The 25788-nt window shown below is 66.0% G+C and carries 24 protein-coding genes, 1 pseudogene and 2 riboswitches; of the genes and pseudogenes, 15 read left to right on the top strand and 10 right to left on the bottom strand.

Annotation, left to right across the window (positions count from 1 at the left end; genetic code table 11):
* Nucleotides 1–15: 15 nt before the first annotated feature.
* The 3 genes from nadA to ACWPWO_RS08360 all read left to right on the top strand — a co-directional run bounded on the left by nadA (nucleotide 16) and on the right by ACWPWO_RS08360 (nucleotide 4304).
* Nucleotides 16–1149: a quinolinate synthase NadA gene (nadA, locus tag ACWPWO_RS08370; protein WP_454005907.1), complete on the top strand. Its 1134-nt coding sequence runs from the start codon at nucleotides 16–18 to the stop codon at nucleotides 1147–1149.
* Nucleotides 1149–2621 carry an L-aspartate oxidase gene (nadB, locus tag ACWPWO_RS08365; protein WP_454005905.1) on the top strand — a complete coding sequence of 491 codons (1473 nt, stop codon included), beginning with the start codon at nucleotides 1149–1151 and terminating at the stop codon, nucleotides 2619–2621. Before nadA ends, nadB begins: the two co-directional genes overlap by 1 nt.
* A gap of 106 nt (nucleotides 2622–2727) precedes the next feature.
* Nucleotides 2728–2815, top strand: a riboswitch (glycine riboswitch).
* Between the two features lies 1 nt (nucleotide 2816).
* A riboswitch (glycine riboswitch) is annotated at nucleotides 2817–2897 on the top strand.
* Nucleotides 2898–2942: 45 nt separating this feature from the next.
* Entirely contained in the window at nucleotides 2943–4304 is a 1362-nt protein-coding gene (locus ACWPWO_RS08360) for a D-amino acid dehydrogenase (protein WP_454005903.1), read from the top strand.
* Here the strand turns inward: ACWPWO_RS08360 and ACWPWO_RS08355 are convergent.
* The 4 genes and pseudogenes from ACWPWO_RS08355 to ACWPWO_RS08340 form a co-directional block, all read right to left on the bottom strand.
* Nucleotides 4249–5475, bottom strand: a pseudogene (locus tag ACWPWO_RS08355) (ATP-dependent DNA helicase); the annotation flags it as partial. The gene ACWPWO_RS08360 and the pseudogene ACWPWO_RS08355 overlap by 56 nt on opposite strands.
* Nucleotides 5439–6425, bottom strand: coding sequence for a hypothetical protein (locus ACWPWO_RS08350; RefSeq protein WP_454005901.1), 987 nt, complete (start codon nucleotides 6423–6425; stop codon nucleotides 5439–5441). The pseudogene ACWPWO_RS08355 and the gene ACWPWO_RS08350, both read right to left, overlap by 37 nt.
* Nucleotides 6422–8095 (bottom strand): VRR-NUC domain-containing protein, encoded by a 1674-nt coding sequence (locus ACWPWO_RS08345; RefSeq protein WP_454005899.1) that lies wholly within the window; start codon nucleotides 8093–8095, stop codon nucleotides 6422–6424. Before ACWPWO_RS08345 ends, ACWPWO_RS08350 begins: the two co-directional genes overlap by 4 nt.
* A gap of 40 nt (nucleotides 8096–8135) precedes the next feature.
* Nucleotides 8136–8651 (bottom strand): MarR family winged helix-turn-helix transcriptional regulator, encoded by a 516-nt coding sequence (locus ACWPWO_RS08340; protein ID WP_454005897.1) that lies wholly within the window; start codon nucleotides 8649–8651, stop codon nucleotides 8136–8138.
* A gap of 84 nt (nucleotides 8652–8735) precedes the next feature.
* Between ACWPWO_RS08340 and ACWPWO_RS08335 the strand changes: the two genes are divergently transcribed.
* Nucleotides 8736–9620, top strand: coding sequence for an EamA family transporter (locus ACWPWO_RS08335; protein WP_454005895.1), 885 nt, complete (start codon nucleotides 8736–8738; stop codon nucleotides 9618–9620).
* 35 nt (nucleotides 9621–9655) lie between these two features.
* Nucleotides 9656–10273 carry a nitroreductase family protein gene (locus ACWPWO_RS08330; protein ID WP_454005893.1) on the top strand — a complete coding sequence of 206 codons (618 nt, stop codon included), beginning with the start codon at nucleotides 9656–9658 and terminating at the stop codon, nucleotides 10271–10273.
* A gap of 9 nt (nucleotides 10274–10282) precedes the next feature.
* Here ACWPWO_RS08330 and ACWPWO_RS08325 read toward each other — a convergent pair whose 3' ends face one another.
* Nucleotides 10283–11179, bottom strand: a complete 897-nt coding sequence (locus ACWPWO_RS08325) for a LysR substrate-binding domain-containing protein (RefSeq protein WP_454005891.1) — start codon at nucleotides 11177–11179, stop codon at nucleotides 10283–10285.
* 159 nt (nucleotides 11180–11338) lie between these two features.
* Here ACWPWO_RS08325 and ACWPWO_RS08320 point away from each other — a divergent pair, with 159 nt between their 5' ends.
* Entirely contained in the window at nucleotides 11339–11944 is a 606-nt protein-coding gene (locus ACWPWO_RS08320) for a short chain dehydrogenase (protein ID WP_454005889.1), read from the top strand.
* Nucleotides 11945–11983: 39 nt separating this feature from the next.
* Here ACWPWO_RS08320 and ACWPWO_RS08315 read toward each other — a convergent pair whose 3' ends face one another.
* Nucleotides 11984–13291, bottom strand: coding sequence for an aminotransferase class I/II-fold pyridoxal phosphate-dependent enzyme (locus tag ACWPWO_RS08315; protein WP_454005887.1), 1308 nt, complete (start codon nucleotides 13289–13291; stop codon nucleotides 11984–11986).
* Between the two features lie 74 nt (nucleotides 13292–13365).
* On the opposite strand from ACWPWO_RS08315, the gene ACWPWO_RS08310 reads away from it, so the two are divergent.
* The 5 genes from ACWPWO_RS08310 to ACWPWO_RS08290 all read left to right on the top strand — a co-directional run bounded on the left by ACWPWO_RS08310 (nucleotide 13366) and on the right by ACWPWO_RS08290 (nucleotide 15856).
* A complete protein-coding gene (locus ACWPWO_RS08310; RefSeq protein WP_454005885.1) occupies nucleotides 13366–14166 on the top strand; it encodes a YggS family pyridoxal phosphate-dependent enzyme in 801 nt (266 codons plus the stop codon).
* On the top strand, nucleotides 14163–14435 hold the full coding sequence (locus tag ACWPWO_RS08305) for a hypothetical protein (RefSeq protein ID WP_394065540.1): 273 nt from the start codon (nucleotides 14163–14165) through the stop codon (nucleotides 14433–14435). Before ACWPWO_RS08310 ends, ACWPWO_RS08305 begins: the two co-directional genes overlap by 4 nt.
* A gap of 109 nt (nucleotides 14436–14544) precedes the next feature.
* Entirely contained in the window at nucleotides 14545–14859 is a 315-nt protein-coding gene (locus tag ACWPWO_RS08300) for an ArsR/SmtB family transcription factor (RefSeq protein WP_394065539.1), read from the top strand.
* Nucleotides 14856–15203: an SRPBCC family protein gene (locus ACWPWO_RS08295; RefSeq protein ID WP_454005883.1), complete on the top strand. Its 348-nt coding sequence runs from the start codon at nucleotides 14856–14858 to the stop codon at nucleotides 15201–15203. Before ACWPWO_RS08300 ends, ACWPWO_RS08295 begins: the two co-directional genes overlap by 4 nt.
* 38 nt (nucleotides 15204–15241) lie before the next feature.
* Nucleotides 15242–15856 carry an ATP-dependent Clp protease proteolytic subunit gene (locus tag ACWPWO_RS08290; protein ID WP_454005881.1) on the top strand — a complete coding sequence of 205 codons (615 nt, stop codon included), beginning with the start codon at nucleotides 15242–15244 and terminating at the stop codon, nucleotides 15854–15856.
* Nucleotides 15857–15988: 132 nt separating this feature from the next.
* On the opposite strand, the gene ACWPWO_RS08285 is transcribed toward ACWPWO_RS08290, so the two are convergent.
* Both ACWPWO_RS08285 and ACWPWO_RS08280 read right to left on the bottom strand, forming a co-directional pair.
* Nucleotides 15989–17311, bottom strand: coding sequence for an MFS transporter (locus ACWPWO_RS08285; protein WP_394065800.1), 1323 nt, complete (start codon nucleotides 17309–17311; stop codon nucleotides 15989–15991).
* Between the two features lie 281 nt (nucleotides 17312–17592).
* Nucleotides 17593–18732 carry an FAD-dependent monooxygenase gene (locus tag ACWPWO_RS08280; protein ID WP_394065536.1) on the bottom strand — a complete coding sequence of 380 codons (1140 nt, stop codon included), beginning with the start codon at nucleotides 18730–18732 and terminating at the stop codon, nucleotides 17593–17595.
* Between the two features lie 417 nt (nucleotides 18733–19149).
* On the opposite strand from ACWPWO_RS08280, the gene ACWPWO_RS08275 reads away from it, so the two are divergent.
* From ACWPWO_RS08275 to ACWPWO_RS08260, 4 genes are all read left to right on the top strand, one after another.
* Nucleotides 19150–19626: a MarR family winged helix-turn-helix transcriptional regulator gene (locus ACWPWO_RS08275; protein ID WP_394065535.1), complete on the top strand. Its 477-nt coding sequence runs from the start codon at nucleotides 19150–19152 to the stop codon at nucleotides 19624–19626.
* Nucleotides 19627–19704: 78 nt separating this feature from the next.
* Nucleotides 19705–20868 (top strand): NnrS family protein, encoded by a 1164-nt coding sequence (locus ACWPWO_RS08270; RefSeq protein ID WP_454005879.1) that lies wholly within the window; start codon nucleotides 19705–19707, stop codon nucleotides 20866–20868.
* A gap of 173 nt (nucleotides 20869–21041) precedes the next feature.
* Entirely contained in the window at nucleotides 21042–22982 is a 1941-nt protein-coding gene (locus ACWPWO_RS08265) for a PIG-L family deacetylase (protein ID WP_454005878.1), read from the top strand.
* A gap of 264 nt (nucleotides 22983–23246) precedes the next feature.
* On the top strand, nucleotides 23247–24680 hold the full coding sequence (locus tag ACWPWO_RS08260; protein ID WP_454005876.1) for a hypothetical protein: 1434 nt from the start codon (nucleotides 23247–23249) through the stop codon (nucleotides 24678–24680).
* Nucleotides 24681–24857: 177 nt separating this feature from the next.
* On the opposite strand, the gene ACWPWO_RS08255 is transcribed toward ACWPWO_RS08260, so the two are convergent.
* Nucleotides 24858–25112, bottom strand: coding sequence for a hypothetical protein (locus ACWPWO_RS08255; protein WP_454005874.1), 255 nt, complete (start codon nucleotides 25110–25112; stop codon nucleotides 24858–24860).
* A complete protein-coding gene (locus ACWPWO_RS08250; RefSeq protein WP_454005872.1) occupies nucleotides 25010–25744 on the bottom strand; it encodes a dihydrodipicolinate synthase family protein in 735 nt (244 codons plus the stop codon). Before ACWPWO_RS08250 ends, ACWPWO_RS08255 begins: the two co-directional genes overlap by 103 nt.
* Nucleotides 25745–25788 lie beyond the last annotated feature (44 nt).

Here is a 25788-nt window from a genome sequence, read left to right as displayed (position 1 = left end):
GCATCAAGGACAAACATGCCTCAGCACTACCCTATCGACGTGTGCCAGCCGGCAAATGGCGCAGCCCTGCAACGTCATACGGCCTGGCAGGCCGTACCGGCCGCGTCCGCCAGCCCCGAGGCCGACCAGGCCTTGAAAGCGGAGCTGATCCGCTTGCTGGACGAACAGGACGCCGTTCTGGTGGCCCATTACTACCAGGATCCGCAGCTACAGGACCTGGCGCTGGAAACCGGCGGCTGCGTGGGCGACTCCCTGGAAATGGCGCGCTTCGGCCAGGAGCATCCGGCGCGCACCGTGGCGGTGGCCGGGGTGGGCTTCATGGCCGAATCGGCCAAGATTCTCAGCCCCGGCAAGCGCGTGCTGATAGTGCACGACCAGGCCACCTGCTCCCTGGACCTGGGCTGCGCACCCGAGGATTTCGCTCTCTTCTGCGACGCCCATCCTGACCGCGTGGCGGTGGTGTATGCCAACACCAGCGCCGCCGTGAAGGCGCGCGCCGACTGGGTGGTCACCTCCTCCATTGCGCTGGACATCGTGCGCCACCTGCATGACCAGGGCCGCAAGATCCTGTGGGCGCCGGACCGTCACCTGGGCGCCTACATCCAGAAGCAGACCGGCGCCGACATGCTGCTGTGGCAGGGCTCCTGCCTGGTCCATGACGAATTCAAGGCGGACGCGCTGCAGGCGCTGAAGCAGGCTCATCCGCATGCCGTGGTGCTGGTCCACCCGGAGTCTCCGGCCGGCGTGATCGCCCTGGCCGATGTGGTCGGCTCCACCACCCAGTTGATCAAGGCTGCCTGCCGGCATCCCGCCGACACCTTCATCGTGGCCACGGACCAGGGAATCCTGCATGCCTTGCGTCAGCAGGCGCCGGGCAAGACCTTTCTGGCCGCGCCGACCGCGGGCGAGAGCGCCGCCTGCAAAAGCTGCGCGTATTGTCCCTGGATGGCCCTGAACTCCCTGCACGCCCTGAAGGCCAGCCTGCTGCAGGCCGGCCCCGGCATACAGATAGACCCGGCCCTGGCCGCGGACGCCCGCCGTTCGCTGCAGCGCATGCTGGATTTCGCGGCAGAGCGCCAGACCAACTTGCGCGTGCGGGCCGATCTTGCCGAACACGCCGCCCTGTTTCAGGACGTGGGAGCCGCCTGATGCAGACGCACGTACTGATCGTAGGCGCCGGCCTGGCCGGTGTGAGCCTGGCCTTGTCCCTGCCCCGGACCATGGCGGCCACCGTGCTCAGCCACGCCCCCCTGCCCTGCGGCGCCAGCCCCCAGGCCTTGGGCGGCATCGCCGCCGTCCTGGACGCCAAGGACAGCCTGGAGCAGCACGTGGACGACACCCTGGCCGCCGGCGCCCACCATGGCGACCCGCAAATCGTGCGCCACATCCTGCAAGCCGCGCCGCAAGCCGTGCAGTGGCTGCTGGACAGACAAGTGCCCTTTGACCGCATGCCGGACGGACGGCTGCATCTGACCCGTGAGGGCGGTCATGCGCGGCGCCGCATTGCCCATGCGGCCGACGCCAGCGGCCTGGCCATCATGCAGGCCTTGCTGCGCGAACTGGCGCAGGCCCCGCATATCCGCCTTCGCAGCCACTGCCAGGTGCTGGACTTGCGGCGCGACGAGCAAGGCAGCGTCGCCGGCGTGGACCTCTACGGCCGCCGGCTGCGCGCCCGCGAAACCCTCAGGGCGGACCATGTGGTGCTGGCGACGGGCGGACTGGGACGGCTTTACGCACACAGCACCAACCCCGCCGGCGCGCATGGCGAGGGCGTGGCCCTGGCCTGGCGAGCGGGCGCACGCATCCAGGACCTGGAGTTCGTCCAGTTCCATCCGACCTGCCTGCGCAGCGACGCCGCCCCCCTGCTGCTGACCGAAGCCCTGCGCGGCGAAGGCGGCCATCTGCTGGATGCCCAAGGACGGCGCTTCATGCCCGACTACGATCATCGCGCCGAACTGGCTCCGCGTGACGTGGTGTCGCGCGCCATCGCCGAACAGATGCGCCGCGACGGGCGGGACCATGTCTGGCTGGACGTGCGCCACCTGGGCGCCGAGACCTTGCAAGGGCATTTCCCCCGCGCTCTGCAACAAGCGCTGCAGCGTCGCCTGGACCTGCGCCGCGACCTGGTTCCCGTCGCGCCGGCAGCGCACTACAGTTGCGGCGGCGTATACACCGATCTGCACGGCCGCAGCTCGGCGCCCGGCCTGTACGCGGTGGGCGAAGTGGCCTGCACCGGCCTGCACGGAGCGAACCGGCTGGCCAGCAACTCCTTGCTGGAGTGCGTGGTCATGGGCCGGGCGGCGGCGCGGGCCATCGCCTCCAGCGAACAGAAAGCGCGCGCTCCCCTGACGCCCCCGCCCGCCGCCGCAGGAACGGGCCCGAGGCCGCCGACCCTGCCCGCCCTGCAGGCGCTGATGCAGGAACACGTCGGTCTGCGTCGCCAGGGCGCCGGGCTGGCCCGGGCCGTGAAGACGCTGCAGGACTGGCGCGCGCTGTTGCAGGAAGGCGCGCCCACGCCCGACCGGCAGGCCATGGCGTTGCGCGTGGACACGGCCTGGCTGCTGGCACAGGCGGCGCTGGAGCGGCCTCGGAGCCTGGGCACGCATTTCCGGCTGGACTGAAGCCGCAGCCTGCTGCTGCGCCGGCAACGCAGAAGGCGCCGCGGCGCCACCTTGGTTTACCCTGATTGCCCTTATAGCCTGCCAGGATTAATGTAGAAATGTCATCACAGGCGGTATGAAAGAGACCTGTTCGCTCAGGCGCCGACGGAGCAACCACCCCGGAATCTCTCAGGCAAAAGGATCGTACCAGCCCGACAATCTGGAGAGCGGCGCAATGCGCCCACCGAAGGAGCCCGGCGCCCGGCCGGATAAACTCTCAGGTCACAGGACAGATGGGGTATTGCCACCGTCCGGCGGCAATTCACCTATCAGGAGCCTGCCATGTCTCACATCGCCGTCATCGGCGCCGGCATCACCGGCGTCACCACCGCTTACGCCCTGGTGCGCCAGGGTTTCCAGGTCACCGTCATCGACCGCCTGCGCTACCCCGCCATGGAAACCTCGTTCGCCAACGGCGGCCAGCTGTCCGCCTGCAATGCCGAAGTCTGGAACAGCCGCGGCACCATCATGAAGGGGCTGAAATGGATGATGCGCAAGGACGCCCCCCTGCTCTTCAACCCTCGACCCAGCTGGCACAAGTACAGCTGGATGGGCCAGTTCGTGCGCGCGATCTCCGGCTACGAGCACAATACGGTGGAAACCGTGAAGCTGGCCATCGCCGCGCGCGAGCACCTGTACCAATGGGCCGAGGACGAGCATATCGACTTCGACCTGGAAAAGCGCGGCATCCTGCACATCTATCACACGGCCTACGGATTTGAATCGGGCAAGCGGGTCAGCGAACTGCTCAAGCGCGGCGGGCTGGAGCGCCATACCGTCACCAACGAGGAAATCCACCAGATCGAGCCCACCCTGCAAGGCACCTATTACGGCGGCTTTTACACGCCGTCCGACGCCACGGGCGACATCCATAAATTCACGCGCGGCCTGGCGCGCGCCTGCGAGCAGCGCGGCGTGCGCTTCCTGCAGGACACCGAGGTGCTGGGCGTGCGCTGCGGCCCGCCCCACCAGATCCAGCTGCGCACCGGCGAAGGCGCCGAGGCGCAGAACCACAGCCTGCAGGCGGACGCCCTGGTGGTGTGCGCCGGCGTGGGCAGCCGCCACCTGGCCAAGCTGCTGGGCGACTACATCAACATCTACCCGGTCAAGGGATATTCGATTTCCGCGTATCTGGACACGCCCGAAAGCCAGGCGGCCGCTCCCTGGGTCAGCCTGCTGGACGAGGAAGCCAAGATCGTGACCAGCCGCTTGGGCAAGGACAGGCTTCGGGTCGCCGGCACGGCCGAATACAACGGCATGAACAAAGACATCCGGGCGGACCGCATCGCCCCGCTGGTGAACTGGACGCGGCGCAACTTCCGCGACGCGGCCACGGACCGGGTGGTGCCCTGGGCGGGCCTGCGGCCCATGATGCCCGACATGATGCCGCGTGTGCAGGCCGGCAGCCGCCCCGGCGTCTACTACAACACCGGTCACGGGCATCTGGGCTGGACGCTGTCCGCCGCCACGGCCCAGCTGATCACCGAGCTGATCGTGCAGCGCCAGCGGGAAGCCGAGCCTGTTCGATCCGCCACCAGTCCGGCAGCAGCTGCTGCACCCGCCGCTGCCCGTAGCGCTCATCCAGCAGATGCACATAGCCCCGATCCTGTTCATCGCGAATCACACGGCCCGCGGCCTGTGTGACCTTGCGCAGGCCCGGATACAAGTAGGTGTAATCGTAGGCCCGGCGTTCCCCGAACAGCCGGGCCATGACTTGCCGCACCGACTCGTTGACCTCGTTGAACTGCGGCAGCCCCAGCGTGGCGATGAACGCCCCCAGCAGGCGGCGCCCCGGCAGATCCACGCCTTCGGAAAATGCGCCGCCCAGCACCGCCAGCCCGATGCCCCGCCCCTGGGGCGTGAAGCGCGCCAGAAAGTCGGCGCGCTGCTCATCCGTCATGGACGGCGTCTGACACCACAAGGGCAGCTCAGGTGAACGCTGCTGCAGCGCCTGGCGCACCTGGTTCAGGTAGTCGAAGCTGCTCAGAAACAGCAGGTAGTTCCCGGGCTGCTCGGCATAGGCCTGCGCCACGATGCCGCACAGGCTGTCCAGACTGGCCTCGCGATCGGCGTAGCGGGTTGAAAGACCCGCATACTGGCGCACCTGCAACTGCTCGGCCTTGTAGGGCGAAGGCACCTCCAGGATGGGGCTGCGTTCGGGCACGCCCAGGAGGTCGCGGTAGAAATCCACAGGAGTCAAGGTGCCCGAAAACAGCACGACCCCGTGCGCATCGCCATAGCGCTCTTGCAGGAACGGCGCCGGCACGACATTGCGGATGCGCAGCGTGACGCCATCGCGCTCCGCCAGCACATCGAACAGGGAATGAGCGCCGAAGCGCTCCGCCAGGTCGGCAAAGAACAGAACTGAAAAATAGGCTTGCAGCAAGGGGCTGTTCTGCGGCAAAGGATGGTCGGCCACATGGCTGCCCAGGCGCGCCGCCAGCTGCTCGCATTCCTGCAGCAAGGCCGCCGGCACGCTGTCCAGGCCCATCCGGGCGGCGCCCTCCTCCGACAGGCAGTCGTCCATGGCGCGCATCAGGCGGCCGAAATGCCGTTTCAGGGCCGACGGAGCCGCCTTGCGCGCGCTGCGCAGCTCCGCCTGCGACAAGTCGGCCGAATACATGCTGCGCGCCCGATCCAGCAGATTGTGCGCCTCGTCCACGGCCACGGCGCTGCGCCATTGCTGGGCCAGGGTCTGGCCGTGCAGCATGGCGGAAGTGTCGAAATAGTAGTTGTAGTCGCCGACCGCCACGTCCGTCCAGCGCAGCATCTCCTGGCTCAGGTAATACGGGCAGACGGCGTGTTCACGGGCCACGGTCTGCAGGGCATCACGATCCAGCACGGCCACTTCACGGCCTGCCGGCGCGCCGCCGGCAGGCGATCGTAAAAGCCTTGCGCCAGGGGACAGGATTCGCCATGACAGGCCTTGTCGGGGTGCACGCATTGCTTGTCCCGTGCCACCAGCTCCAGCACTCTCCAGGGCGCCGGCGCGGCGGGCGCAAGGCGCCCCAGGGCGTCCAGCGCCATCTGTCGGCCGGAATTCTTGGCCGTCAGGTAGAAAAGCTTGTCCAGGCCTGCCTCGGGCATGGCTTTCAATCCGGGAAACACCACGGCCAGCGTCTTGCCTATGCCCGTGGGCGCCTGGGCCATCAGGCAGTGGGCGTCGCGCTGCGCCCGATAGGCCGCCACCGCCAGCTCGCGCTGGCCGGCGCGAAAGCCCTCGAAAGGAAAACGCAGTTCGCGGCAGATCTGATCACGCGCCTGCCTGTGCCTCTGCTCCTGCCGCGCCCACTGCTGGTACAGCCGGCATTGCTGCTCGAAGAATTCCTGCAACTGGGCGCGGTTGGCATACTCCGCCAGCGCCGTCTCCTTGTGCTTGTCCACGTGGTAATACACCACGCTGACGCTCAGGCCCTGCAGATCGCGCTCCCGGCACAGCATGGCGGCATACATCATGGCCTGCGCGCGGTGCAGGCGCCGATGATGTTCCGGAATGCGCTCGAATGCGCCCCGGTAGGTCTTGATCTCCTCCAGTCGCAAGGCCTGGGGATCGAAGCCGTCGGCGCGACCGCGCACCAGCAGGCCTTCGAATTCCAGCTCCAGGGGCACTTCGGCCTGATAGTGCTGCGGGCGCTGCAGCCGCACCTGTTCGTGACCTTGCATGCCCTCCCGGGCGCTGGGCGCCGGCGTGAAGCGCAAATCCAGGTCGCCGCTGCGCGCGGTGAATTCGCACAAGGCGCGCACGCCTACCGCAAGCGCGTTCATGCCTGCGGCTCCCGGCTGACATGACACACCCGCGCGGGAATGCCATGCTGTTCGAAATAGGCCAGCCAGCGGCGCTGGTTGTCCTGGAGGCGATCGCCCGGCCCTTTGACCTCTATCAGTTCGTACCAGCCCTGGGCGGGCAGGAAACGGATCAAGTCCGGGAGGCCGGCGCGGTTTTCGCGCCAGTCCAGCAACATGCGCCGGAACACCGCCTTCAAGTGGCGGGCGGGAATGCAGCGCAGCGCCAGCTCCAGTGCGGTTTCCCCCAGGGCCGGCCAGGCCAGCAAGGGGCATTGCATGCCCATTTTCTCCCGCCAGCGCCGCCGTATGCAGCCTTGGTAGGACGGGCCGTCCAGCATGGCCAGGGCCTGGTCGAACAAGTCCTGGCGCCGCGCCACGAAGTCGGGACTGCCCCAGTCGGCCGGGCTGCTCTGGTAGGGGTGAAAAAACGCCCCTGGCAGGGGTGCGAACACGGCGTCCCAGCACAAGAGGCCGAACAGGCCCGGCAGCAGCGTGTTTTCAACGTAGTGCACGGGCGCCAGGTCGGAATGAAGGTGCGCCAGGACCTGCCATTCCACCCGCTGGCCGTCCTCGGGCAGAGTCAACTGAACGAGCTGCGTGCGCGCCAGCGGCCGGGTCGGCTCCGGAGCCGGTTCCAGTTCGGCCGCCTGCGGCGCCAGCCGGCGCAGGCGCGGCAGCATGCGCGCCAGCTTCTGCGCTTCGGCTTCGCTCTCGGGCTGGGCCCAGGCCTGTTGAAACAAGGGCCAGGCGGCCGCCCCGTCCTGCCGGCGCTCCAGCACCCGCAAGAGCCTGTGCCGCGCCCCCGGCCAGGTGCTGCGCCGGTACGCCTGCTCGGCCAGTTCCCACCAGGCCTGGCGTTCCGCCTCCTGGCCAAGCTGGAACACGGTCTTGTCCTGGCGCCGGCGCAACCAGTCGCTGTCCGTGACGATGTCGAGCACGGCCCGCAAGCGCTCCATCCATTGCTGCGCGTCTGGCTGCTCGGGCGCCTCCCGCAGGCCGGACAGGGTCTCGTACAGGCGCACATCATCCAGGTGCCGGAAGGCGCGGCTGCCTTCATCCAGTACGATGGCCTCGTAGCGGTACAGGCCCAGATCGCTGAGCACGAACTCCGACCAGTCCTGGTACTGATTGCCGAAGAACAGCAATTGCAGGCGCTGCGCCCATTGCGAGACGGCCTGCGGCAGGCGCAGCAATCCGCCGGCGGGATGAACGGCGCAGACCCATGCCGGATAAGGCCGGGCCTGCATGCCTTGCCGCGCCGCCACCCAGTCCCGGCATTCGCCCTTGCGCGCGCCCGAGGGCAAGGAACCGAACATCGCGCGCAACTCCGGCAGGGTATGCAGATGGAAGAGCTCGTCCAGGTCCAGTTGCGGATCGGCCTGGGCCAGGCCTGCATCGGATAGCTCCTGCACGGCCGCGGGCAGATCCGGGATTTCGGCATAGCGCAGCTTGTCGGTCCGGAACACGTCCGCCTTGCGCATGATGAGCCGCACCAGCAGCGCCTGCGCCGAAGTCGATACCTGCAGGAAGGCGTCTCCGCAGGCCAGCTGGCCGGGTTCGAGCAGGTCCAGGCTGTGCTGCCGCACCCACCGCAGAACCTGGTGGAAATTATGCAGATAGTAAAAAGGAGGAAGTTCGGGAGCGGCCATGGGCTGGACTGGGTATTTATCCAGCCATTCTACCACCGGCTCAGGCGGGACGCGACTCCAGGTGATGCAGCCACAGCCTCAGCAAATCGTTCAAGGACTGTCTTTGAGCCGCATCCAGCCCCGTGAGCAGGCTGTCTTCATTGGCCAGATGGTCAGCGACCACCAGGTCCACCCGTTCCAGGCCCGCGGCGCTCAGGCGCACCAGCATGCTGCGGGCGTCTTCCGGGTCGGGGATGCGTTCCACCAGGCCGCGCTTCTCCAGTCCCTGCAAGCGATGCGTCATGGTGCCCGAGCTGACCATCAACATGGAAAACAAAGCCGTGGGCGCCAGCGTATAGGGTTCGCCGGCGCGCCGCAGGCTGGCCAGCACGTCGAATTCGCCCAGCTGCAGATCATGGCGGCGAAAGCACTCGGCCATTTGCTTCTGTATCAGCAAGGAGCAGCGCGTCATGCGGCCCAGCAGCGCCATGGGCAGCAAATCCGGCAGGTCCGGGCGTTGTTCGCGCCATTGATCCACGATCGCATCAACGGCGTCTCGGTGTTCGGTTCCGGTCACAAATACCTCTGAGATTCTGTTTTATCTTGATATTAAGATATATGCGGCGTAGACTGCGAATTATCTCGACATCAAGATAAAATCATGACCCGTCTGCAACTCTGGCTCCTTACGCTCCTCACCGCCCTGGGCCCCGCCATCTGGGGCTCCACCTATATCGTCACCACCGAAATCCTGCCGCCGGGCCGGCCATTCATCGCTGCCTTCCTGCGCTGCTTTCCCGCCGGGCTGATGCTGTTGCTCTGGATGCGGCGTGCGCCCGCACGCGGCGACTGGGGCCGGGTGCTGATCCTGGCCGCGCTGAACATCGGCGTCTTCCAGGCCCTGCTCTTCATTGCCGCCTACCGGCTGCCCGGCGGTCTGGCGGCGGTCGTGGGCGCGGCCCAGCCGCTGGTCGTCATCGCCCTGGCCTGGGCCATGGAAGGCAAACGGCCCGTGGCGCTGGCCCTGATCGCCAGCGTGGCGGGCATTGCCGGCATGGGCATTCTCCTGCTGTCGCCGCAAAGCCGGTGGGACGCCTGGGGCATGGCCGCCGCCATACTGGGCGCTCTGTGCATGGCCTGCGGCACGTATCTCTCGCGCCGCTGGCGCAGCGGCCTGCCCGTGCTGGCCTTCACCGGCTGGCAGCTCCTGCTGGGCGGGCTGATGCTGGCGCCACTGGCCTTATGGGTGGACCCGCCGCTGGACAGCAGCCTGACCTGGTCCCAGGCGGGCGGCTACGCCTATCTGTGCCTGGCCGGCGCCCTGCTGTCGTACGCCCTGTGGTTCCGCGGCATCGCGGTCCTGCCTCCGGTCGCCGTGTCTTCGCTGGGCCTGCTCCGCCCCATCCCCGCCGTCATCCTGGGCTGGCTGCTGCTGGGCCAATCCATGACGGGCGCCAGCCTGGCCGGCATCATCCTGGTGCTGGGCAGCGTGCTGACCGTGCAATGGGCCAGCAGTCGCGCCCCTTCCCGACAACTCCTAAAATAAGCCCTCGATTCCTCAAGCAGCATAGGACAGTTTCAATGAGCAACCTTACCCACGACCTGATCAAGCAACGCGTTTCCACGTCCTTCTATGATCGCGACCGCGCCCTGGATCCGTCCGCCATCACCGCCCTGATCGATCTGGCGACCCGTGCGCCGTCCGCCTACAACATGCAGAACTGGAGCTTCGTCGTGGTCCAGTCGGAACAGGCCAAGCAGCGCCTGCTGCCCATCACCTACGGCCAGCAGAAAGTCGTGGACGCCGCCGCCACCATCATCGTCTGCGGCCGCCTGGACGGCCACACCCGCCTGCTGGACAAACTGCAGCCTGCGCTGGATCAAGGCGTGGTCCAGGAAGAAGTGGCCCGCAAATGGGCGGACGTGGCGCATCACAACTACCACGACAGGGCGCAGCGCCAGCGCGACGAAGCCATCCGCTCGGCTTCCCTGGCCGGCATGCCGCCGATGCTGGCCGCGCAGGCCCAAGGCCTGGCCACCGGCCCCATGATAGGCTTCGACGCCGACGCCCTGGCGCGCGAATTCGGCCTGGACGAGCAGGAAGTGCCCGCCATGCTGATCACCGTGGGCTACGCCTCGGAAGGCAACTGGAGCCAGAAACCGCGCGTGGACGTGCAGTCCGTGCTGCGCTTCGTCTAAGGCGCAACCTTACTGGAGCTGCGCCGGCAGATGCCGACGCAGGTGGCGCACCAGCAGGCCCAGAGCCGGCATGCGCCGCAGCTCCGGCGCATACAGCAGATGCACGGGCCGCGCCCGCGGCGTGAAGGCTTCCAGCACCGGCACCAGGCGGCCGGCGTCCAGATCTTCCTGCAACAAGACCTTGGGCTGCATCAGCAGGCCCGCCCCGGCCACCGCCGCGCGGCGCAGGGCCTCGCCTTTGTTGGCCGCGAAACCGCGGTGCGCCGGCCAGGACACGGGGCCGCCGGGCCCCTGCAGTTGCCAGGCCGAGCGCCCGCTCCACACCTGATGCCACAGGCATTGATGGGCCGGCAGCTCCTCCAGGGAGACGGGCATGCCGCAACGCTCCAGGTAAACGGGCGCCGCGCAGATCACCATCTGGTACAGGCCCACGCCATGCGCCACCAGATCCAGCCCGGCGGACGGCTCGCCCACCCGCAAGGCCAGATGCACCTGGCTTTGCCGCAAATCCGTCAGCGCATCATCCAGATCCATTTCGATGCTCACCCCTTCATGCTGCACACAGAAGCGCGCGAGCTCAGGCGCCAGCACGCACTCTCCCAGGGTGACCGCCGCCGAGATGCGCAGCCGTGCCTGCGGACGGTCGCGCCGGCTCTCGACCACGCGCTCGGCGCGGCGCACGCCCGCCAGCACCGCATAGGCTTCGGCCAGGTAGGCCTCGCCCACCTCGGTCAATTGCTGGCGCCGCGTCGTGCGCAGCAACAAGGGCGCGCCCAGGCTGTCCTCCAGCGCCTTGACATACTTGCCCACCATGACGGCGGACATATCGAGTCGCGTGGCGGCGGCGGCGAAACTGCCGGCTTCCGCCACATCCACCAACACCTGCATGGCGCGCAACGTATCCATGATGATTCCTAATCAAGAACAAACGCGAAGCAAACAATAAAAATTACTAACTTTTAATTAGTAAAACACAAACCATACGCTACTGGGACGTTCTGGGTCAGGCGCGCACAATGAATCGACATTCACCCTAGAGCCATCGCTCATTGAACGGAGATCATCATGAAGATCATATTAGTCGGCGCCAGCGGCACGCTGGGCAGCGCCATCGCCCGGGAACTCTCGGCAGACCACGAGGTCATCCGCGCCAGCCGCCATGGGCAGGACGTACAGGTTGATATTGTGGACGAGGCCAGCGTACAGGCCATGTTCAAGCACGTCGGCCCCTTCGACGCCTTGGTGTCGGCCACGGGCTGGTTGCACTTCGGCCCTTGGGATCAGGTCCGGCCGCAGGATATCGCGGCCAGCCTGGACAACAAGCTGATGGGTCAGATCCGGCTGGCGCTGCTGGCCCGGCCCTTCCTGAACAAAGGCGGCTCCATCACCCTGACCAGCGGCATCGTAGGCGAGCAGGCGCACATCCTGGACGGCGTGAGCGCGGCCACGGTCAACCAGGCTCTAAAGGGCTTCGTGCAGGCCAGCGCCCAATACTGGCGCGAGGGGCGAATCAATCTGCTCAGCCCGACCGTGCTGAGCGAATCCCTGGGCGGTTACGGCCCCTACTTCCCCGGTTTCGAGGCCGTGCCGGCCGCGCGCGCGGCCAAGGCCTGCCGGCGCAGCGTGGAAGGCGTGGAAACGGGCCGCATTTTACGCGTGGGCTATGCCTGAACATGCGCCGCCTGCGCTGTGCGACGGGAGCAAGCGGGCCTAGCCCGCTTCTCCCAGCACCTGGGCCAGATCGGCAGCGAAACGCTGCGCCTGTTCGGCACCCAGGCTGGCAAAGGTCAGCCTCAGGCCCTGCGCGGGCTGGTCCACGCCGAAAACCTGGCCGGAGCGCACCAGCCAGCCCCGCGCGGCCAGGCCCGCCAGTACGGGCTCGGCTTCACGGTCCAGCGGCACCCACAGATTGAAGCCGTCGTCGCTGTCCCAGAACGTGATGCGGTGCTTTTTCAGCGCCTGCATCAATTGCTGGCGAGCCTGCGCATAGGCGGCCTGCGCGGCTCGAGTCTGCGCCGTGAGGCCGGCGTCCGTCAGGCCGTGCACCACCATCTGCTGCAGCAAGTGGCTGACCCATTGGGCGCCGGAAGCCAGCCGCTGGGACAGGCGCTCGGCCGTCTGCGTGTCCGAAGCCACCAGGGCCACGCGCAGATCCGGCCCCAGTCCCTTGGATACGGAACGGATCAGGGCCCAGCGCAGGTGCCCCGGCGGAATCACGTTGCGATAGGGGCTGTTGGCCAGCATCCAGAAATGATCGTCCACCATCAGCAGCACGTCCGGATAGCGCGCCAGGATCTGCTCGATCTGGCGGGCGCGTCCGCGGCTGAACGAGCATCCGGTGGGATTGTGCGCGCGCGGCGTCAGGATCAGGGCGCGGGCGCCGTCGGCCAGCGCCTGCTCCAGCGACTGCGGCACCATGCCTTCGGGATCCACGGCCACGCCCACCGGCTTCAGGCCCAGGGTACGCACCGAATTGATGCTGTTCAGGTAGCCCGGGTCCTCGATCCCGACCTTGTCACCCGCCAGCAGGAACGCCTGCAGCAGGCGCTCGATGGCGTCGACCGCGCCATAGCTGACGTGATAGGCCGTGTGCAGCGGCGTATCCTTGTGAAAGACCTGCTGGCAGACGGCGCGCAGCTCGGGCATCAGCGGGTCGGCGCCATACAGCGACTGGGCTCCGCCGCGCACGCCCTGGACCAGTTGCGCCGGCGTGGGCAGATGCTGGGACGATGGGTTGCCGCTGGCCAGGTCCTGCAGCACCGAGCTGGCTCCGTGGCCCTCCCGGGCCAATTGGCGTATGGATTCGCGGATGCGCGTGCCGCGCCGGCCCTGGGCGTCCGCCACCCCGGCCGAGACCAGCCGCTTGTAGGCCAGCGCCACCGTGTTGCGGTTCAGCCCCAGCGTCTGCGCCAGTTCGCGCACGGGCGGCAGCACCTGTCCCGGCGCGATGTGCCCCAAGGCAACTTGCTGGCGGATATCATCGAAAAGTTCCTTCGCGTTGGTTCCCTGGATATTCATTTTGACCTATGACATAATGGTTGATGCGGCCCTCAGGGTCGTGCCTGTCTTCATTCATTCCCTTCTGGTGCGCCATGTCCGACTCCGCCCCTGCCCTGCTTCATACCGAACATTATCCCACCTCCACCAGTGTAGAGGCATTTCGTCAACGCATTGCCCTGGTACAACAACGAATCGATCAGGCGTGCCTGCGCAACGGCCGCTCCGCCGGAGACGTGCGCCTGCTCACCGTCAGCAAGACCTTCGGCACCGACCGCATCCGCCTGGCCTATCAGGCCGGCTGCCGCATACTGGGCGAAAACAAGGTACAGGAAGCCGAACGCAAATACGAGGAACTGCACGAGGAACTGCCGGACCTGCAATGGTCCGTCATCGGGCACCTGCAAAGCAACAAGGCCAAGTCTGTGGCGCGTTTCGCCTCCGAGTTCCAGGCGCTGGACAAACTCAAGACCGCCGAGATCCTGGACCGCCGCCTGCAGGCCGAAGGCCGCAGCCTGGATGTGTTCGTCCAGGTCAACACCTCCGGCGAAGCCAGCAAGTTCGGCCTGCCGCCCGACCAGGTGCACGCCTTCGTGCGCGAACTGCCGCAATTTTCGGCGCTGCGCGTCAAGGGCCTGATGACCCTGGCCCTGATGGACGCCGACCCCGAACGCGTGCGCCCTTGCTTCGCGCTGCTGCGCACCCTGCGCGACCAGTTGCGCAACGACATCGCCCATGCCGAAGACATGCGCGAGCTGTCCATGGGCATGTCGGGCGACTACGAAATCGCCATCGAGGAAGGCTCCACCGTGGTGCGCGTGGGCCAGGCCATCTTCGGCGCGCGTTCCACGCCCAACAATTACTACTGGCCTGAAACCCAAGCGGAGGCTCCATGAATCCCCTGCGCCTGATCATTCGCCTGAACGGCAAGGAAAGCGGCCGCTTTCAATCCAGCCCTTGCTGCCCGCCCGACCAGTTGCGGCAACTGGCACGCCATCTCCAGACCCTGCCCGGCTGCGAACTGGAATTGCAGCAGTCCTGCGGCGAACGCCGCATCCTGGACAGCGGCCCCGCAGGGCTGCGCGTGCTCAGCGCCGAAATCCTCTACGAAACCGCCGACCTGGACGCCTGGCTGCGGGAAGGCCAGGAAGCCCTGACGGCCTGATCAGGCCCCCGCCGCACGCGGACTACGCATTCGGCCATACAGGCATCTCGTTTTCCCGGCAAAGCGCACGCCGCTTGCACAACACATAAGCAAATGCTAATGTGTTGTCATGATTGAAAACGACATCTTCAAGGCGCTGGCCGATCCAACCCGCCGCGCCATCTTCGAAAAGCTGGCTCAAGGCAGCATGAACGCGACTGCCTTGCGCGCCGGCATGGATATCAGCCAGTCCGCCATGTCCCAGCACCTGGCCGTACTGCGCAATGCCCGGCTGATCCAGGAAGAGCGGCAAGGCCGTTTCGTCAATTACGAAGTCAATCCGGACGGCCTGGCCTCCATCGCGCAATGGCTGTCCCGCTACCGCGCCTACTGGCCCGCGCGGGTGGACGCCTTGAAATCCCTGCTCAAGGACATGGATCAATGACGCCCCCCGTTTCTCCGCCCTTGCACGAGGGGCTCGTGCTCGAGTACGAGCTGGACGCTCCGCCACAAAAAGTCTGGCGGGCGATCAGCATCCCCGAATATCGCGAGGCCTGGCTGCCCGGGCAGGCTTTGGCGCAGGCCGAGCCTGTATCCTCGGAGGCTCCCGAACAAATCCGCTACCGGCTGCGCGATCCCGCGCCTCCCTTTCTCGAGAGCCAGGTCACGTTCCAGATCAGGCCCAACGACTCGGGCGGAACCACGCTCACCATCATTCATGAGCCGCCCGGCACGACTTCGTCCGCGGCGGCAAACGACGACGCCCCCTATCTTCTGCTCGCCGCCTGATGTCGCAGGCCGCAAGCCTTCATTTCCAAGGAAACCTCATGAACGACGTCATGCAGCTCGTACCCATGGTCGTAGAACAGACCGGCCGCGCGGAGCGATCCTTCGACATCTACTCCCGGCTGCTGCGCGACAGGATCATTTTCCTGAATGGGGAAGTCAACGACGCCGTCGCCGCCCTGGTCTGCGCACAACTGCTCTTCCTGGAATCGGAACATCCCAGCAAGCCGATACAGCTCTACATCAACTCCCCCGGCGGAGTCATCACCAGCGGCCTGGCCATCTACGACACCATGCAGTTCATCAGCCCGCCCGTACATACGCTGTGCATGGGAACGGCCCGTTCCATGGGTTCGTTCCTGCTGATGGCCGGCGAGCCGGGCGAGCGCACCGCCCTGGCCAATGCCAGCGTGCACGTGCATCAGCCCCTGGGCGGGTTCCAGGGACAGGCCTCGGACATGCTCATCCATGCCGAGGAAATGCAGCGAACCAAGCAGCGCATCACGCGACTGTATGCCCGGCACTGCGGCCGCTCCTACGAGGAGGTGGAGCGCGACCTGGACCGGGACCGCTACCTGACCGCCGAACAGGCGCGGGAATGGGGCCTGATAGACCGCATCATCACGCATCGAAGCGGCGCGAACCGGAACCGCTGAAGGCCGCGCCCAAGCGGCGAACCTTGCGGCCTGTCCTGATCCAGATGCAAAAACACCCCGAAGGCCGGGCTTGCGCCTGCCTTCGGGGTGTGTCGTGCCCAGGGCCTGGCCGGCCCCGGCAATGAATGGAACTTAGCGGTTGACCTGCTTGGCGGGCAAGGCGTAGGCCAGCAGGCAGCTCAGCAACAGGCTGCCGGCGAACAGCCACAGCGCGGCGCTTCCCGAACCGGTCAGATCGGTGACCCAGCCGATCAGCGAGTTGCTGATCAGGCCGGCGATGTTGGCCAGCGAGCAGGCCAGCGCAAAGCCGGTGGCGGCGGCAGTGCCTTTCAGAAAGGTCGCGGGCAGGCTGAAGAAAACCGGCACGGCGCCCATGATCACGCCCGAAGCCACGGTGAAGCACAGCACGGTCATCCAGGCGTTGTGCGTCACATAGGTGCTGGCCACCAGGGAAATGGCGCCGATGGTCAAGGGCACGATCAGGTGCCAGCGACGCTCGCGGCGGCGGTCGGAACTGGCGCCGATCCACAGCATGCCGACCACGCCGGCCAGGGACGGAATCGCCGTCATCAGGCCGATCTGGAAGGGATCCTGCACGCCGGCGGCGCGGATGAAGGACGGCATCCAGAAACTGATCGAGTACGTGCCCAGCAGGATGGAGAAGTCGATCCCGCCCAGCATCCACACCTTCAGGTTGAAAAAGCCGTCCTTGAAGCTGTGCTTGACGCCCTTGCCTTCGGCATCGTCCGCCTTCAGGTCGGCAGCCAGGCGGGCCTTTTCTTCCGTGCTCAGCCACTTGGCCGAATGGTAGTCGTTCGGCAGGGCCCAGAAGGTCAGGATGCCCAGCAGCACGCTCGGGATGGCCTCCAGGAAGAACAGCCACTGCCAGCCGCGCCAGCCGTTCAAGTGGTCGAAATGGCCGATGATCCAGCCCGACAGAGGGCCCCCGATCACGCTGGACAGGGGCAGGCCGATCATGAACAGGGCGATGATCTTGCCGCGCCGGTACGTGGGGAACCACAGCGTCAGGTAGTACAGCACGCCGGGCAGAAAGCCCGCTTCGGCCGCGCCCAGCACGAAGCGCAGGATGTAGAACTGCGTAGGCGTGGTCACCATCATGGTCAGGCCCGACAGCAGGCCCCAGGTGATCATGATGCGGGCGATCCACAGCTTGGCGCCGACCCGCTCCAGAATCAGGTTGCTGGGCACCTCGAACAGGATGTAGCCCAGGAAGAACAGACCGGCGCCCAGACCATAGGCAGTCTCGCTCCATTGCAGGTCTTCGAGCATCTGCAGCTTGGCGAAGCTGACATTGATGCGGTCCAGATAGGCGGCCAGATAGCAAAAGCACAGGAAAGGGATCAGCCGCCAGATGATCTTCTTGTACAGGTCCTGATTGTGTGTCGCGTCCACCGCGACCGCAGGACTGGTAATGGATGAATGCACCTTGTAAATCTCCAGATAATTATTGATTTGCCTGGTAAACCAGAAAACTCCGCATGGACAGCGCCACCCATTGACACAGCGCCACACTAAAGCCTTGCCGCCCCCAAGACAGCAAGCAGCATCAACTGCCCGCAACTTCACACGTGCGGCCGGGCCGGCACAGTAACTGTTCCGATCCGGCCAGACGGCTCCATGCCCGGCGCCTCCCCCAAGAAGGACGACCAGGCATGAACCGCGCGAGAATCCCGTGCCGGCGGGCGGGTCGCTCCCGCCCCCGGCACCCATCAGGCTCAGGCCGACTTCAGTTCCTGGCCGTACAGATCGTAGCCATAGACCCAGGCCGGATCTTCCTGCGTGCGCAGGAAGGTATTGGCGTTGGACACGGACTGCACGCGAGTGGCGCGCTCCTTGCGGTTGGCTTCGTACAGCTCGAATGCGCTGCGGTAGTCGCCCAGGCCGGTTTCCTGCAGGCAGCGGGTCAGCATGGCGGCATCCTCGATGGCCATGCAGGCTCCCTGGGCCATGTGCGGCTTCATGGGGTGGCAGGCGTCGCCCAGCATGACCAGGCGGCCGCGGCTCCACAGCGGCAGCGGATTGCGGTTGCGCAGCGGCCACTTGGTGATGCTCTCCGTGGACTTGATCAGCTTCTGCACGGTCGGGTGGTAGCCTTCGAAGGCGGCCAGCATCTCTTCCTGCGAGCTGTCCACGAATGCGCCCTGGAAGTCCCAGGCTTCGTGCGGAACGCCGGTCACGAAGTAGTATTCGTCACGCTTGCCGGTGGTGTAGTACACCATCATGTGGCGATCGTCCGTCCACCATTTCACACAGTCTTCGAAATCGTCGGCATACTGGGCCAGCTTGTCGCCGCGGATCAGGGCGCGGTGGGCCACCCAGCCGCTGTAGATCGGGTCTTCCACGCCCAGCAGGGTTTCACGAATCTTGGAATGGATGCCGTCGGCGCCGATCACGATGTCAGCCTTGACCCGGGTGCCGTCCGCGAACTCCAGGCGAACGACATCGCCTTCGTCCACGATGGTTTCCAGGCGCTTGCCGAAATGGACCGTGCCGGGCTTGATGCTGGAGATCTGCAGGGCGTGCATGTCGCCGCGGTGCACGGTGATGTAGGATGCGCCGTACTCCTTCTTGGCGAATTCGCCCAGCGGAATGCGGGACAGGTAGTCGCCCGTCTCGCCGTCGCGGCTGAACCAGAAGTCGGGGTGCGAACCCATGTCGTCCAGGGCTTTTTCCAGGCCCATGCGGCGGAAGATCTTCATGACGTTGGGGCCCACGTGGATGCCGGCGCCCAGACGCGAGAACTCGGGCGCCTGCTCGAACACTTCCACGTCAAAGCCTGCCTGCTGCAGCAGAGTCGCTGCAGCGGCTCCGCCAAGACCTGCTCCCACAATCGCAATCTTGACCGTTTTTTCCAATTATAAGCTCCTGATCACGGCGTCCGGAGAATGACGCCTCATACACATTTTTTAGTAGTGTACACACTATTTATAAGGATGAAAATAATGTGCCGCACTAGGGTTTGCACTAACTTGTCAAGCCACGCAGATTGATTTTCATCAAGAAAATATCTTTCGCTACCCCCTGTAAATCAAGGATAATCCAAAAAAAGCCAGCGCCTGGCCCAGGACTCCACCGCCTTCTTGAGGAATACTGAAAAATCCCCGCAATTTAAGCGTATAGACTAATTTAAAACGCGGCACACCCTATATAGGAACTTTCCTGGAGCAAACGCCGACTGATCTGGATCAGGCGCTGGCAAGCCGCGCGCAGTTATACTTGAATATTGGATCAGCGCCAGGCCTGCCCACCGTACAACAACATACACAATGACTATGCAGCCCAACAACTCCCTCCCGGACGCCGACGCCCTGCCCTATGACGTGACCGAACAGATCGGCCACCTGCTGCGCAAGGCAGGCCAGCGGCACACCGCCATTTTCCAGCAGCACGTAGGCGACAATCAGCTCACCGCGATCCAGTTCGTGACCCTGTGCGCCTTGCGCGATCATGGCGCCAGCTCCCAGACCGAACTGGTCGAGGCCACGGCAGTGGACCAGGCCACCATACGCGGCATCATCCAGCGCCTGAAGTCCCGGGACTTGATTGAACTGGCCCCGGACAAAGACGACCGGCGCAAGGTCATCGTGGACCTGACCCAGGAAGGCCGGGCCCTGCTGGATCGCGTCATTCCGCGCGCCAAGAAGATCAGCGAATTGACCATGGGCAACCTGAATCCGGCCGAACGCGTCGCCATCATCTACCTGCTGCGCAAAATGATAGACAGCGATCTGGAACCGCAGAGCGACTGACCCGTCAAACAGCCTTCGGGCTGTTTTTTATTCGCGCCATAAGATATATTTCAAATACATCTTAAATTGCATTCAGCCATGATCCCCCTGCACACCTCAGCCGCATCTTCCCGCCCGCAATGGCGCGCCTTCCTGGAACTGGGCTTTCGTCCCTTGTACCTGCTGTCCACCCTCTGGGGTGCGGTCAGCATCGCCTTGTGGCTGTACGCCCCCGGCTGGCTCGCCCAGGCGCCCCTGCCCGGCCTGTACTGGCACGCCCACGAAATGCTGTGGGCCTTCATCGGCACCATCGCCGTCGGCTTTCTGCTGACCGCCAGCGCCACCTGGACGGGCCAGCGCACGATGCGCGGCCCCGCCCTGGGCATCCTGTGCCTGATATGGATCGCGGCCCGCTTCTGCCTGCTGGCGCCGGGCGGCCTGCTGCTCGCCCTGGTGCTGGACGCCCTGTTCTTTCTGGCCGCCGCCGCGGAACTGGCGCGTGTCATCCTGCTGGCCCGCAACCGCCGCAACTACGGCATCCCCCTGGCCATGCTGGCGCTGGGCGCCAGCCACGCCCTGTTTCTGTACAGCCTGCTGCAGGGGCGGGACCCCATGCCCTACTTCTACAGCGGCTTCTGGACCATGGCCCTGATCACGCTGCTGATCGCGCGCCGCGTCATTCCTTTCTTCGCCATGCGGGCCATCCCGGGCCTGACCATTCCCATGCAGACGCGCAGCGGTCATTGGCAGATGGGTCTGAGCGTGCTGGCCATCGCCTTGTCCCTGATGGCCTGGCGTCTGCCTCTGGCCGCCGCGCTGGCCGCGCTGGGGCTGATCGCGCTGGTGCAATGGGTGCGCTGGCGCCCCTGGGCCAGCCGCCGCACGCCGCTGTTATGGATCCTGTACCTGGGCTATGCCGGCCTGGCGGCCGGCCTGCTGTGCGCCGCCGCCTACGAGGCCGGCCTGATGCAGCGCGCCGCCTGGCCCGTGCACGTCCTGGGCCTGGCCGGCTTCAGCGTCATGATCATCGGCATGCTGACGCGCACCGCCCTGGGCCACCTGGGCCGCCCCCTGAAATCCTCGCCCCGCCTGGTGCTCGGCTATGCCTTGCTGCTGGCCGCCACGGCGCTGCGCCTGCTCGCCCTGGTTCCCAGCACCTGGAGCCTGCCGCTGCTGCACCTGGCCGGCCTGTGCTGGATCCTGGCCCTGCTCAATTACCTGCTGCAATTCGCTCCCATGCTGATACGTCCGCGCCTGGCTTGAACGCAGCGCGCACGCCACACCAGGGGCGGCAAGACAGCCGGGCCGCGCGGGCAGACCTTCCTGCACGGCCGGCGCCTGCTTATACTGAACGGGCACGTCGGCCTGCCATTTCCGGCCCGGCCCGACGCGGGAAGGATCCATCCGATCCCTGATTGTCTCCTGCCTGCCCCATCATGCCTGCTTTCACGGCCCGCGCCCGCCTGCGGCGCACTCCGCTTCTGGGCCTTGCCGCCCTGCTGCTTCCCCTGTCCGTCCAGGCCGCCGCGCCCGACTGCCATGCCATCCGGGACCTGGCCTTCGTAGGCCATATGGACGACGACCTGCTGTTCATGAACCCCGACCTGGCCAACGCCATCCAGGCCGGCGGCTGCGTGCAGGTGGTCTACCTGACCGCCAGCGAACGCAAGGACGGCCTGGACTATATGTACAGCCGGGAGCGCGGCGTGCGGGCCGCCTATGCCTACATGGCGGGCCAGCCGGACGAGTGGGACGAAGAACGCCTGGCGCTGGGCCGTTACTCCCTGGCCCATTTCACGCTGCGCGGCAATCCCAGGATCCAGTTGAGCCATCTGCGCCTGCAGGACCCCTGGCTGGGCAAGGGCTGGGGCAGCCTGACGCCCCTGAGCCAGGCCGAATCCATGCCCGGACAGGTCGTACGGACGCTGGACGCGCCTGAACAAAGCTACACGCGGGACGATCTGGTCCAGACCCTGTCGGCCCTGATCCGCCGGTATCGCCCCACCACCATACGCTACCTGGACGATACCAACCCCGTCCCCTACACCAAGCTGTGCTGGCGTTGCCCGGGCCATGGCCATCCCGATCACATCGCCAGCGCGCGCCTGGTGCGCGACGCCATGGCCGCCGTGCCCGGCAACTATGCGCAGATCGGCTACCTGGACTATCCCACCCAGGAACACGACAGCAATCTGAGCGTGGCGGAAATCCAGAGCAAGACGGACATCTTCCGCCGCTATGCATGGAAGGACGGCCACTATTGCAAAGGCCCCGAAAATTGCCAGGAGCCCGCCGGACCAGCCGCCGCCTGGGTGCAGCGCGCCTACTACGCCAGCCGCCACAATTCGGGCGCCGACCTGCTGGTGGACGCCTCCGGCCAATTGTCGCTGTTCGCCGCAGGCGAGCAGAACGATGCCGTCAACCAATGGGATCCGGCGCTCAAGCGCTGGAACACCCTGGGCGGCCGCACCGCCGATGCCTTGACCGCCTTCCACTACCCCGACGCCGCCCCCGGCCTGTTCGCCCGCGACGCCACCGGCGGCATCTGGGTCAACCGCCAGCAAGGCAACGGCCAATGGCTGGGCTGGCAGGCCGTGGCCGGCGCCCGCCTGCTGCATGTTCCCGTCGTGGCCAGCGGCCTGTCCCTGGCGCTGGGCATGGGCACGGACGGCCTGTTCTACTGGAGCGCGCCCAACGGCCTGGACCACGGCTGGACACCCTGGCAGGCCCTGCCCGCGCTGGACCAGGCCTACAGCCAGGCCGCCATCGTAGCCGACGGGAACGGCTTGCCGCACGTCTTCGCCGTCACCCAGGACGGACGCCTGTTCCAGACCCGCCAGAACGAAGATCGCCAATGGCGCCCCTGGCAGGCGCTGGCCGCCCCGCCCAGCAATGGCGGACTGGGCGCCATCCGCAATGCGCAGGGCCGCATCGAGCTGTATCTGCGCGACAAGAACAGCCAGCACCTGTTGCGCCTGACGGAGCAGGCCGGTTCGTCGGCCTGGAGCGCCGCCCATGACATGGGCATACGCTACGTGGGCCGCCCGGCGCTGGTCCTGGATGAACACAAAGACGTGGCCCTGGCCGTGCTGGAGTCCCCGGGCGGGGCCATCCTGCTGGCCGACAAAGACGCGGTGACACGCCTGGAAGAGCATGCCGCCTCCCAGCCCGCCCTGTACGAGCAGCACGGCGTGCTCTACCTGGCCAGCCGCCCTGTGGGTCCCGTGCAAAGCTATCGCCTGCAGGCCCGCCGCCACGGCGAATGGTCGCAGACCGCGCTGATCGACAAGCTGCCAAGCGGAGGCGGCGCGTCATTCGCCCCCGTGGCCGGACCCACACTGCGCGCGCAGGCTCAAGCTCCGGTCCGCAACCCTTGAACACGTCCTGACGCCTTGAATATAGTCATTCGTAACAAAAATGCCAGACCTGGGCAGGCGCCCGTCCTCAAGAGGGCTCATAGACAACGGCGGCCGAATGCGGCCCGGCGGCGAGCGGAACGCACAGAGATGTAACAGCGGATCGACGTTTCGGGTTGCATTCTGTTGCCTGCCCCTGCGACGCCAAACGCCACTCCAGTACAATCATGGCCGCCGGCGTCCGTCATTGGGGCCGACCGATTTATTCTTACTCATACAGAAACCATGAAGCCTTCCACTCTATTCGCCGCCATTCTCGGGGTTCTCGTCGGTGCCGGCGGCGCTGTCTATTATTACCAGAACCAGGCCGGCGTCGCTCCCCAGGCCAAACCGGCCGCCATGTCCGCCGCCGGCCCCGCCGCAGCCCTTGTCCTGGACCAGAAGACCGGCGGCGAACTGACCAGCCAGAGCTTCCTGAACCTGAGCGACGGCGTGCGCAGCGCCCTGTACGAGGTCAAGGCCGAAGCCGGCCAGATCGTCAAGATCTCCGTAAGCGGCCCTCTGCGCGCCCAGATCAGCGTGCTGCGCAACGGCGAACTGCTGACCCGCAGCCCGCGCTGCGACGAATGCCCGACCAGCTCGGAAAAGGACAAGACCACCACCCTAGGGTTCCGGGCGGATTTCAACGACACCTACCAGATCGCTGTCAGCGGCTACGACACCAGCGCCTACGGCCCCTTCCAGGTCGTGGTCACGACTCTGAAATCCTATGCCGGCGAGCCTCTGACGGCTGGGCAGAATATCAGTGACTGGGCGCTGGGCGGCCAGAAGCGCTACCGTCTGAATATCGAGAAAGAAGGCCTGTACAGCATCGCCATGAAGGCCGAGCAAAGCAGCATGGACCCCTACCTGACGCTGATGGACCGGCGCGGATCCGAGCTGGTATCGGATGATGATGGCGGCGAGAACATGGACGCCCGCATCCAGGCCTACCTAAAAGCCGGCGAATATATTGTTCAAGCCTCCTCCGCCAATGGGGCACAGAGCTTCCAGGGCGGCTTCAGCCTGGAGATCCAGGCTCACGACATCGCGGCCGAGCCGGACCTGAAGAACGGCGACACGCTGAACCTGGATCAGGCCAGCCGCAACGGTCTGTTCACCGGCCAGACTCAGACCTACACGCTGAAGGTGACCGAACCCACGCTGGTCACCCTGCTGATGGATACGCAGGGTTTTTACGCCGACTTGCATATGGATCAACTCAGCGGCGTGCATACCGGGGACAACGCCAACCAGCAGCGCATCCGCGCCGTCCTGCAGCCCGGCGAGCACCGCGTCAGCATCTCGGGCTCCATGCAAGCGGGCCTGTTCACCCTGAGCGCCTCGGGCCAGCCGGCGCCGGCCAACACAGGCGGTGGTACGCTGCGCGTGGGCGAGCCCCGCCAGGCCATCATGCTGGAAGGCGTCACCCGCGATACCTACAAGCTGAACGTGCGCCAGGCCGGCCGCTATGTCATCGACATGACCTCGCCGGTCTTCGACACCTACCTGGTGCTGAGCCAGAATGGCCAGACCATCCTGGAAGACGACGACAGCGGCGGCGACATGAACGCGCGCCTGGAAGTGGACCTGCAGCCCGGCGAGTACGAGCTGCAAGCCGTGTCGCTGGGCGACAGCAGCCGCGACATGGAATACGAGATCGTCGCGCGACGCAAGTAAAGCCCCTGCCTGGAGCGCCCGAATGAAAAACGGCCGGAAAGATCTTCTTTCCGGCCGTTTTTTCCCATGGCCGCAGCATTGCCGCCAGGTGCGCGATGAGCCGGCCCTCCGTCTTGCTGGATCGCCATATGCACGAGAACCCCGGCGACGAACGAACAAGCCGTTGCGCAAAGCCCGTCAGTATAGCCCCAGCCTCACCAGCACGGCCTTGAGTTCGGCCCGCCCCGATTCGTCCAGGACCTGCAAGGGGGCGGGCAGACAGGAGGGGCCGGCAAGACCGATCAGCTCGGCCGCCGTGGCCACCACCCGCAAACTGCCATATCGCGCATTCAGATCCCATAGACCCTGCCAACGGTCGGCCAAAGCCTGGGCCTGCTGTCCCCCTCCGGCCTGCGCCACCTTGCAGATGGCCAAGGCGTCCTGCGGGAACAACCCGCCCAGGACCGAGCACCATGCATCGCAGCCAGCCGACAGGCCACGGCCGACGCATCGCCGCTGACGCCAAGGCTGACATCGGCCGGCAGCAAGGCGCGCAGGCGGCCGACCCGTTCCTGCGCCTGTTGGGATTGCAGAGGCACGGCGGGTATCTTGATGGCGCCCACCCTGGACAGGCCGGCCAGCCGGCCGAGCAAATCGTCGCTGCAGGAAAAATGTGTGGTCGACGGATTGTCGTAGATCACCAGAGGCAGGGACGATGCGTCGTTGACCGCCCTGAAGAGTTCGAAGACCTCGTGATCGCGCAGGATCTGGTAGGACATGGGCGAGAGCATCAAGGCGCCGGCGCCGACTTGCTGGGCGTCCTCCGCCAGCGCCAGCACCTGGCGCGCGGCCAGGGCGCTGATGCCGACGATCACCGGAATCCCATCCGCCGCCTCCACCGCCAACTGCGCAATGCGCCGGCGCTCCTGCCTGTCCATATAGGCGAAATTGCCGGTGGACCCCAGCACGCAGATGGAATCCACCCTCGCCCGCCGCAACCGGTCCACCAGGCGCCCGAACGAGGCCTCGTCCGGCCTGCCCTGGGCAAAAGGCGTCAAGGGATAGGCGCATAAGCCCTTCAGCATCTCAGATACTCCATGCATAAACCATTATTTTGTCATAGAACAAA

The sequence above is a fragment of the Alcaligenes sp. Marseille-Q7550 genome (genome assembly GCF_965112015.1).
The sequence above is the reverse complement of the archived record's forward strand: the minus strand, read 5'-3'. Positions and strand labels throughout refer to the sequence as shown.

Coding starts and splice junctions, on each gene's coding strand:
- nadA (WP_454005907.1), top strand. CDS start 16: ATGCCTCAGCACTACCCTATCGACGTGTGCCAGCCGGCAAATGGCGCA.
- ACWPWO_RS08265 (WP_454005878.1), top strand. CDS start 21,042: ATGCCTGCTTTCACGGCCCGCGCCCGCCTGCGGCGCACTCCGCTTCTG.
- ACWPWO_RS08250 (WP_454005872.1), bottom strand. CDS start 25,744: ATGCTGAAGGGCTTATGCGCCTATCCCTTGACGCCTTTTGCCCAGGGC.
- ACWPWO_RS08360 (WP_454005903.1), top strand. CDS start 2,943: ATGTCTCACATCGCCGTCATCGGCGCCGGCATCACCGGCGTCACCACC.
- ACWPWO_RS08345 (WP_454005899.1), bottom strand. CDS start 8,095: ATGGCCGCTCCCGAACTTCCTCCTTTTTACTATCTGCATAATTTCCAC.
- ACWPWO_RS08270 (WP_454005879.1), top strand. CDS start 19,705: ATGATCCCCCTGCACACCTCAGCCGCATCTTCCCGCCCGCAATGGCGC.
- ACWPWO_RS08335 (WP_454005895.1), top strand. CDS start 8,736: ATGACCCGTCTGCAACTCTGGCTCCTTACGCTCCTCACCGCCCTGGGC.
- ACWPWO_RS08310 (WP_454005885.1), top strand. CDS start 13,366: ATGTCCGACTCCGCCCCTGCCCTGCTTCATACCGAACATTATCCCACC.
- ACWPWO_RS08275 (WP_394065535.1), top strand. CDS start 19,150: ATGCAGCCCAACAACTCCCTCCCGGACGCCGACGCCCTGCCCTATGAC.
- ACWPWO_RS08300 (WP_394065539.1), top strand. CDS start 14,545: ATGATTGAAAACGACATCTTCAAGGCGCTGGCCGATCCAACCCGCCGC.
- ACWPWO_RS08320 (WP_454005889.1), top strand. CDS start 11,339: ATGAAGATCATATTAGTCGGCGCCAGCGGCACGCTGGGCAGCGCCATC.
- ACWPWO_RS08290 (WP_454005881.1), top strand. CDS start 15,242: ATGAACGACGTCATGCAGCTCGTACCCATGGTCGTAGAACAGACCGGC.
- ACWPWO_RS08260 (WP_454005876.1), top strand. CDS start 23,247: ATGAAGCCTTCCACTCTATTCGCCGCCATTCTCGGGGTTCTCGTCGGT.
- ACWPWO_RS08325 (WP_454005891.1), bottom strand. CDS start 11,179: ATGGATACGTTGCGCGCCATGCAGGTGTTGGTGGATGTGGCGGAAGCC.
- nadB (WP_454005905.1), top strand. CDS start 1,149: ATGCAGACGCACGTACTGATCGTAGGCGCCGGCCTGGCCGGTGTGAGC.
- ACWPWO_RS08305 (WP_394065540.1), top strand. CDS start 14,163: ATGAATCCCCTGCGCCTGATCATTCGCCTGAACGGCAAGGAAAGCGGC.
- ACWPWO_RS08350 (WP_454005901.1), bottom strand. CDS start 6,425: ATGAACGCGCTTGCGGTAGGCGTGCGCGCCTTGTGCGAATTCACCGCG.
- ACWPWO_RS08295 (WP_454005883.1), top strand. CDS start 14,856: ATGACGCCCCCCGTTTCTCCGCCCTTGCACGAGGGGCTCGTGCTCGAG.
- ACWPWO_RS08315 (WP_454005887.1), bottom strand. CDS start 13,291: ATGAATATCCAGGGAACCAACGCGAAGGAACTTTTCGATGATATCCGC.
- ACWPWO_RS08330 (WP_454005893.1), top strand. CDS start 9,656: ATGAGCAACCTTACCCACGACCTGATCAAGCAACGCGTTTCCACGTCC.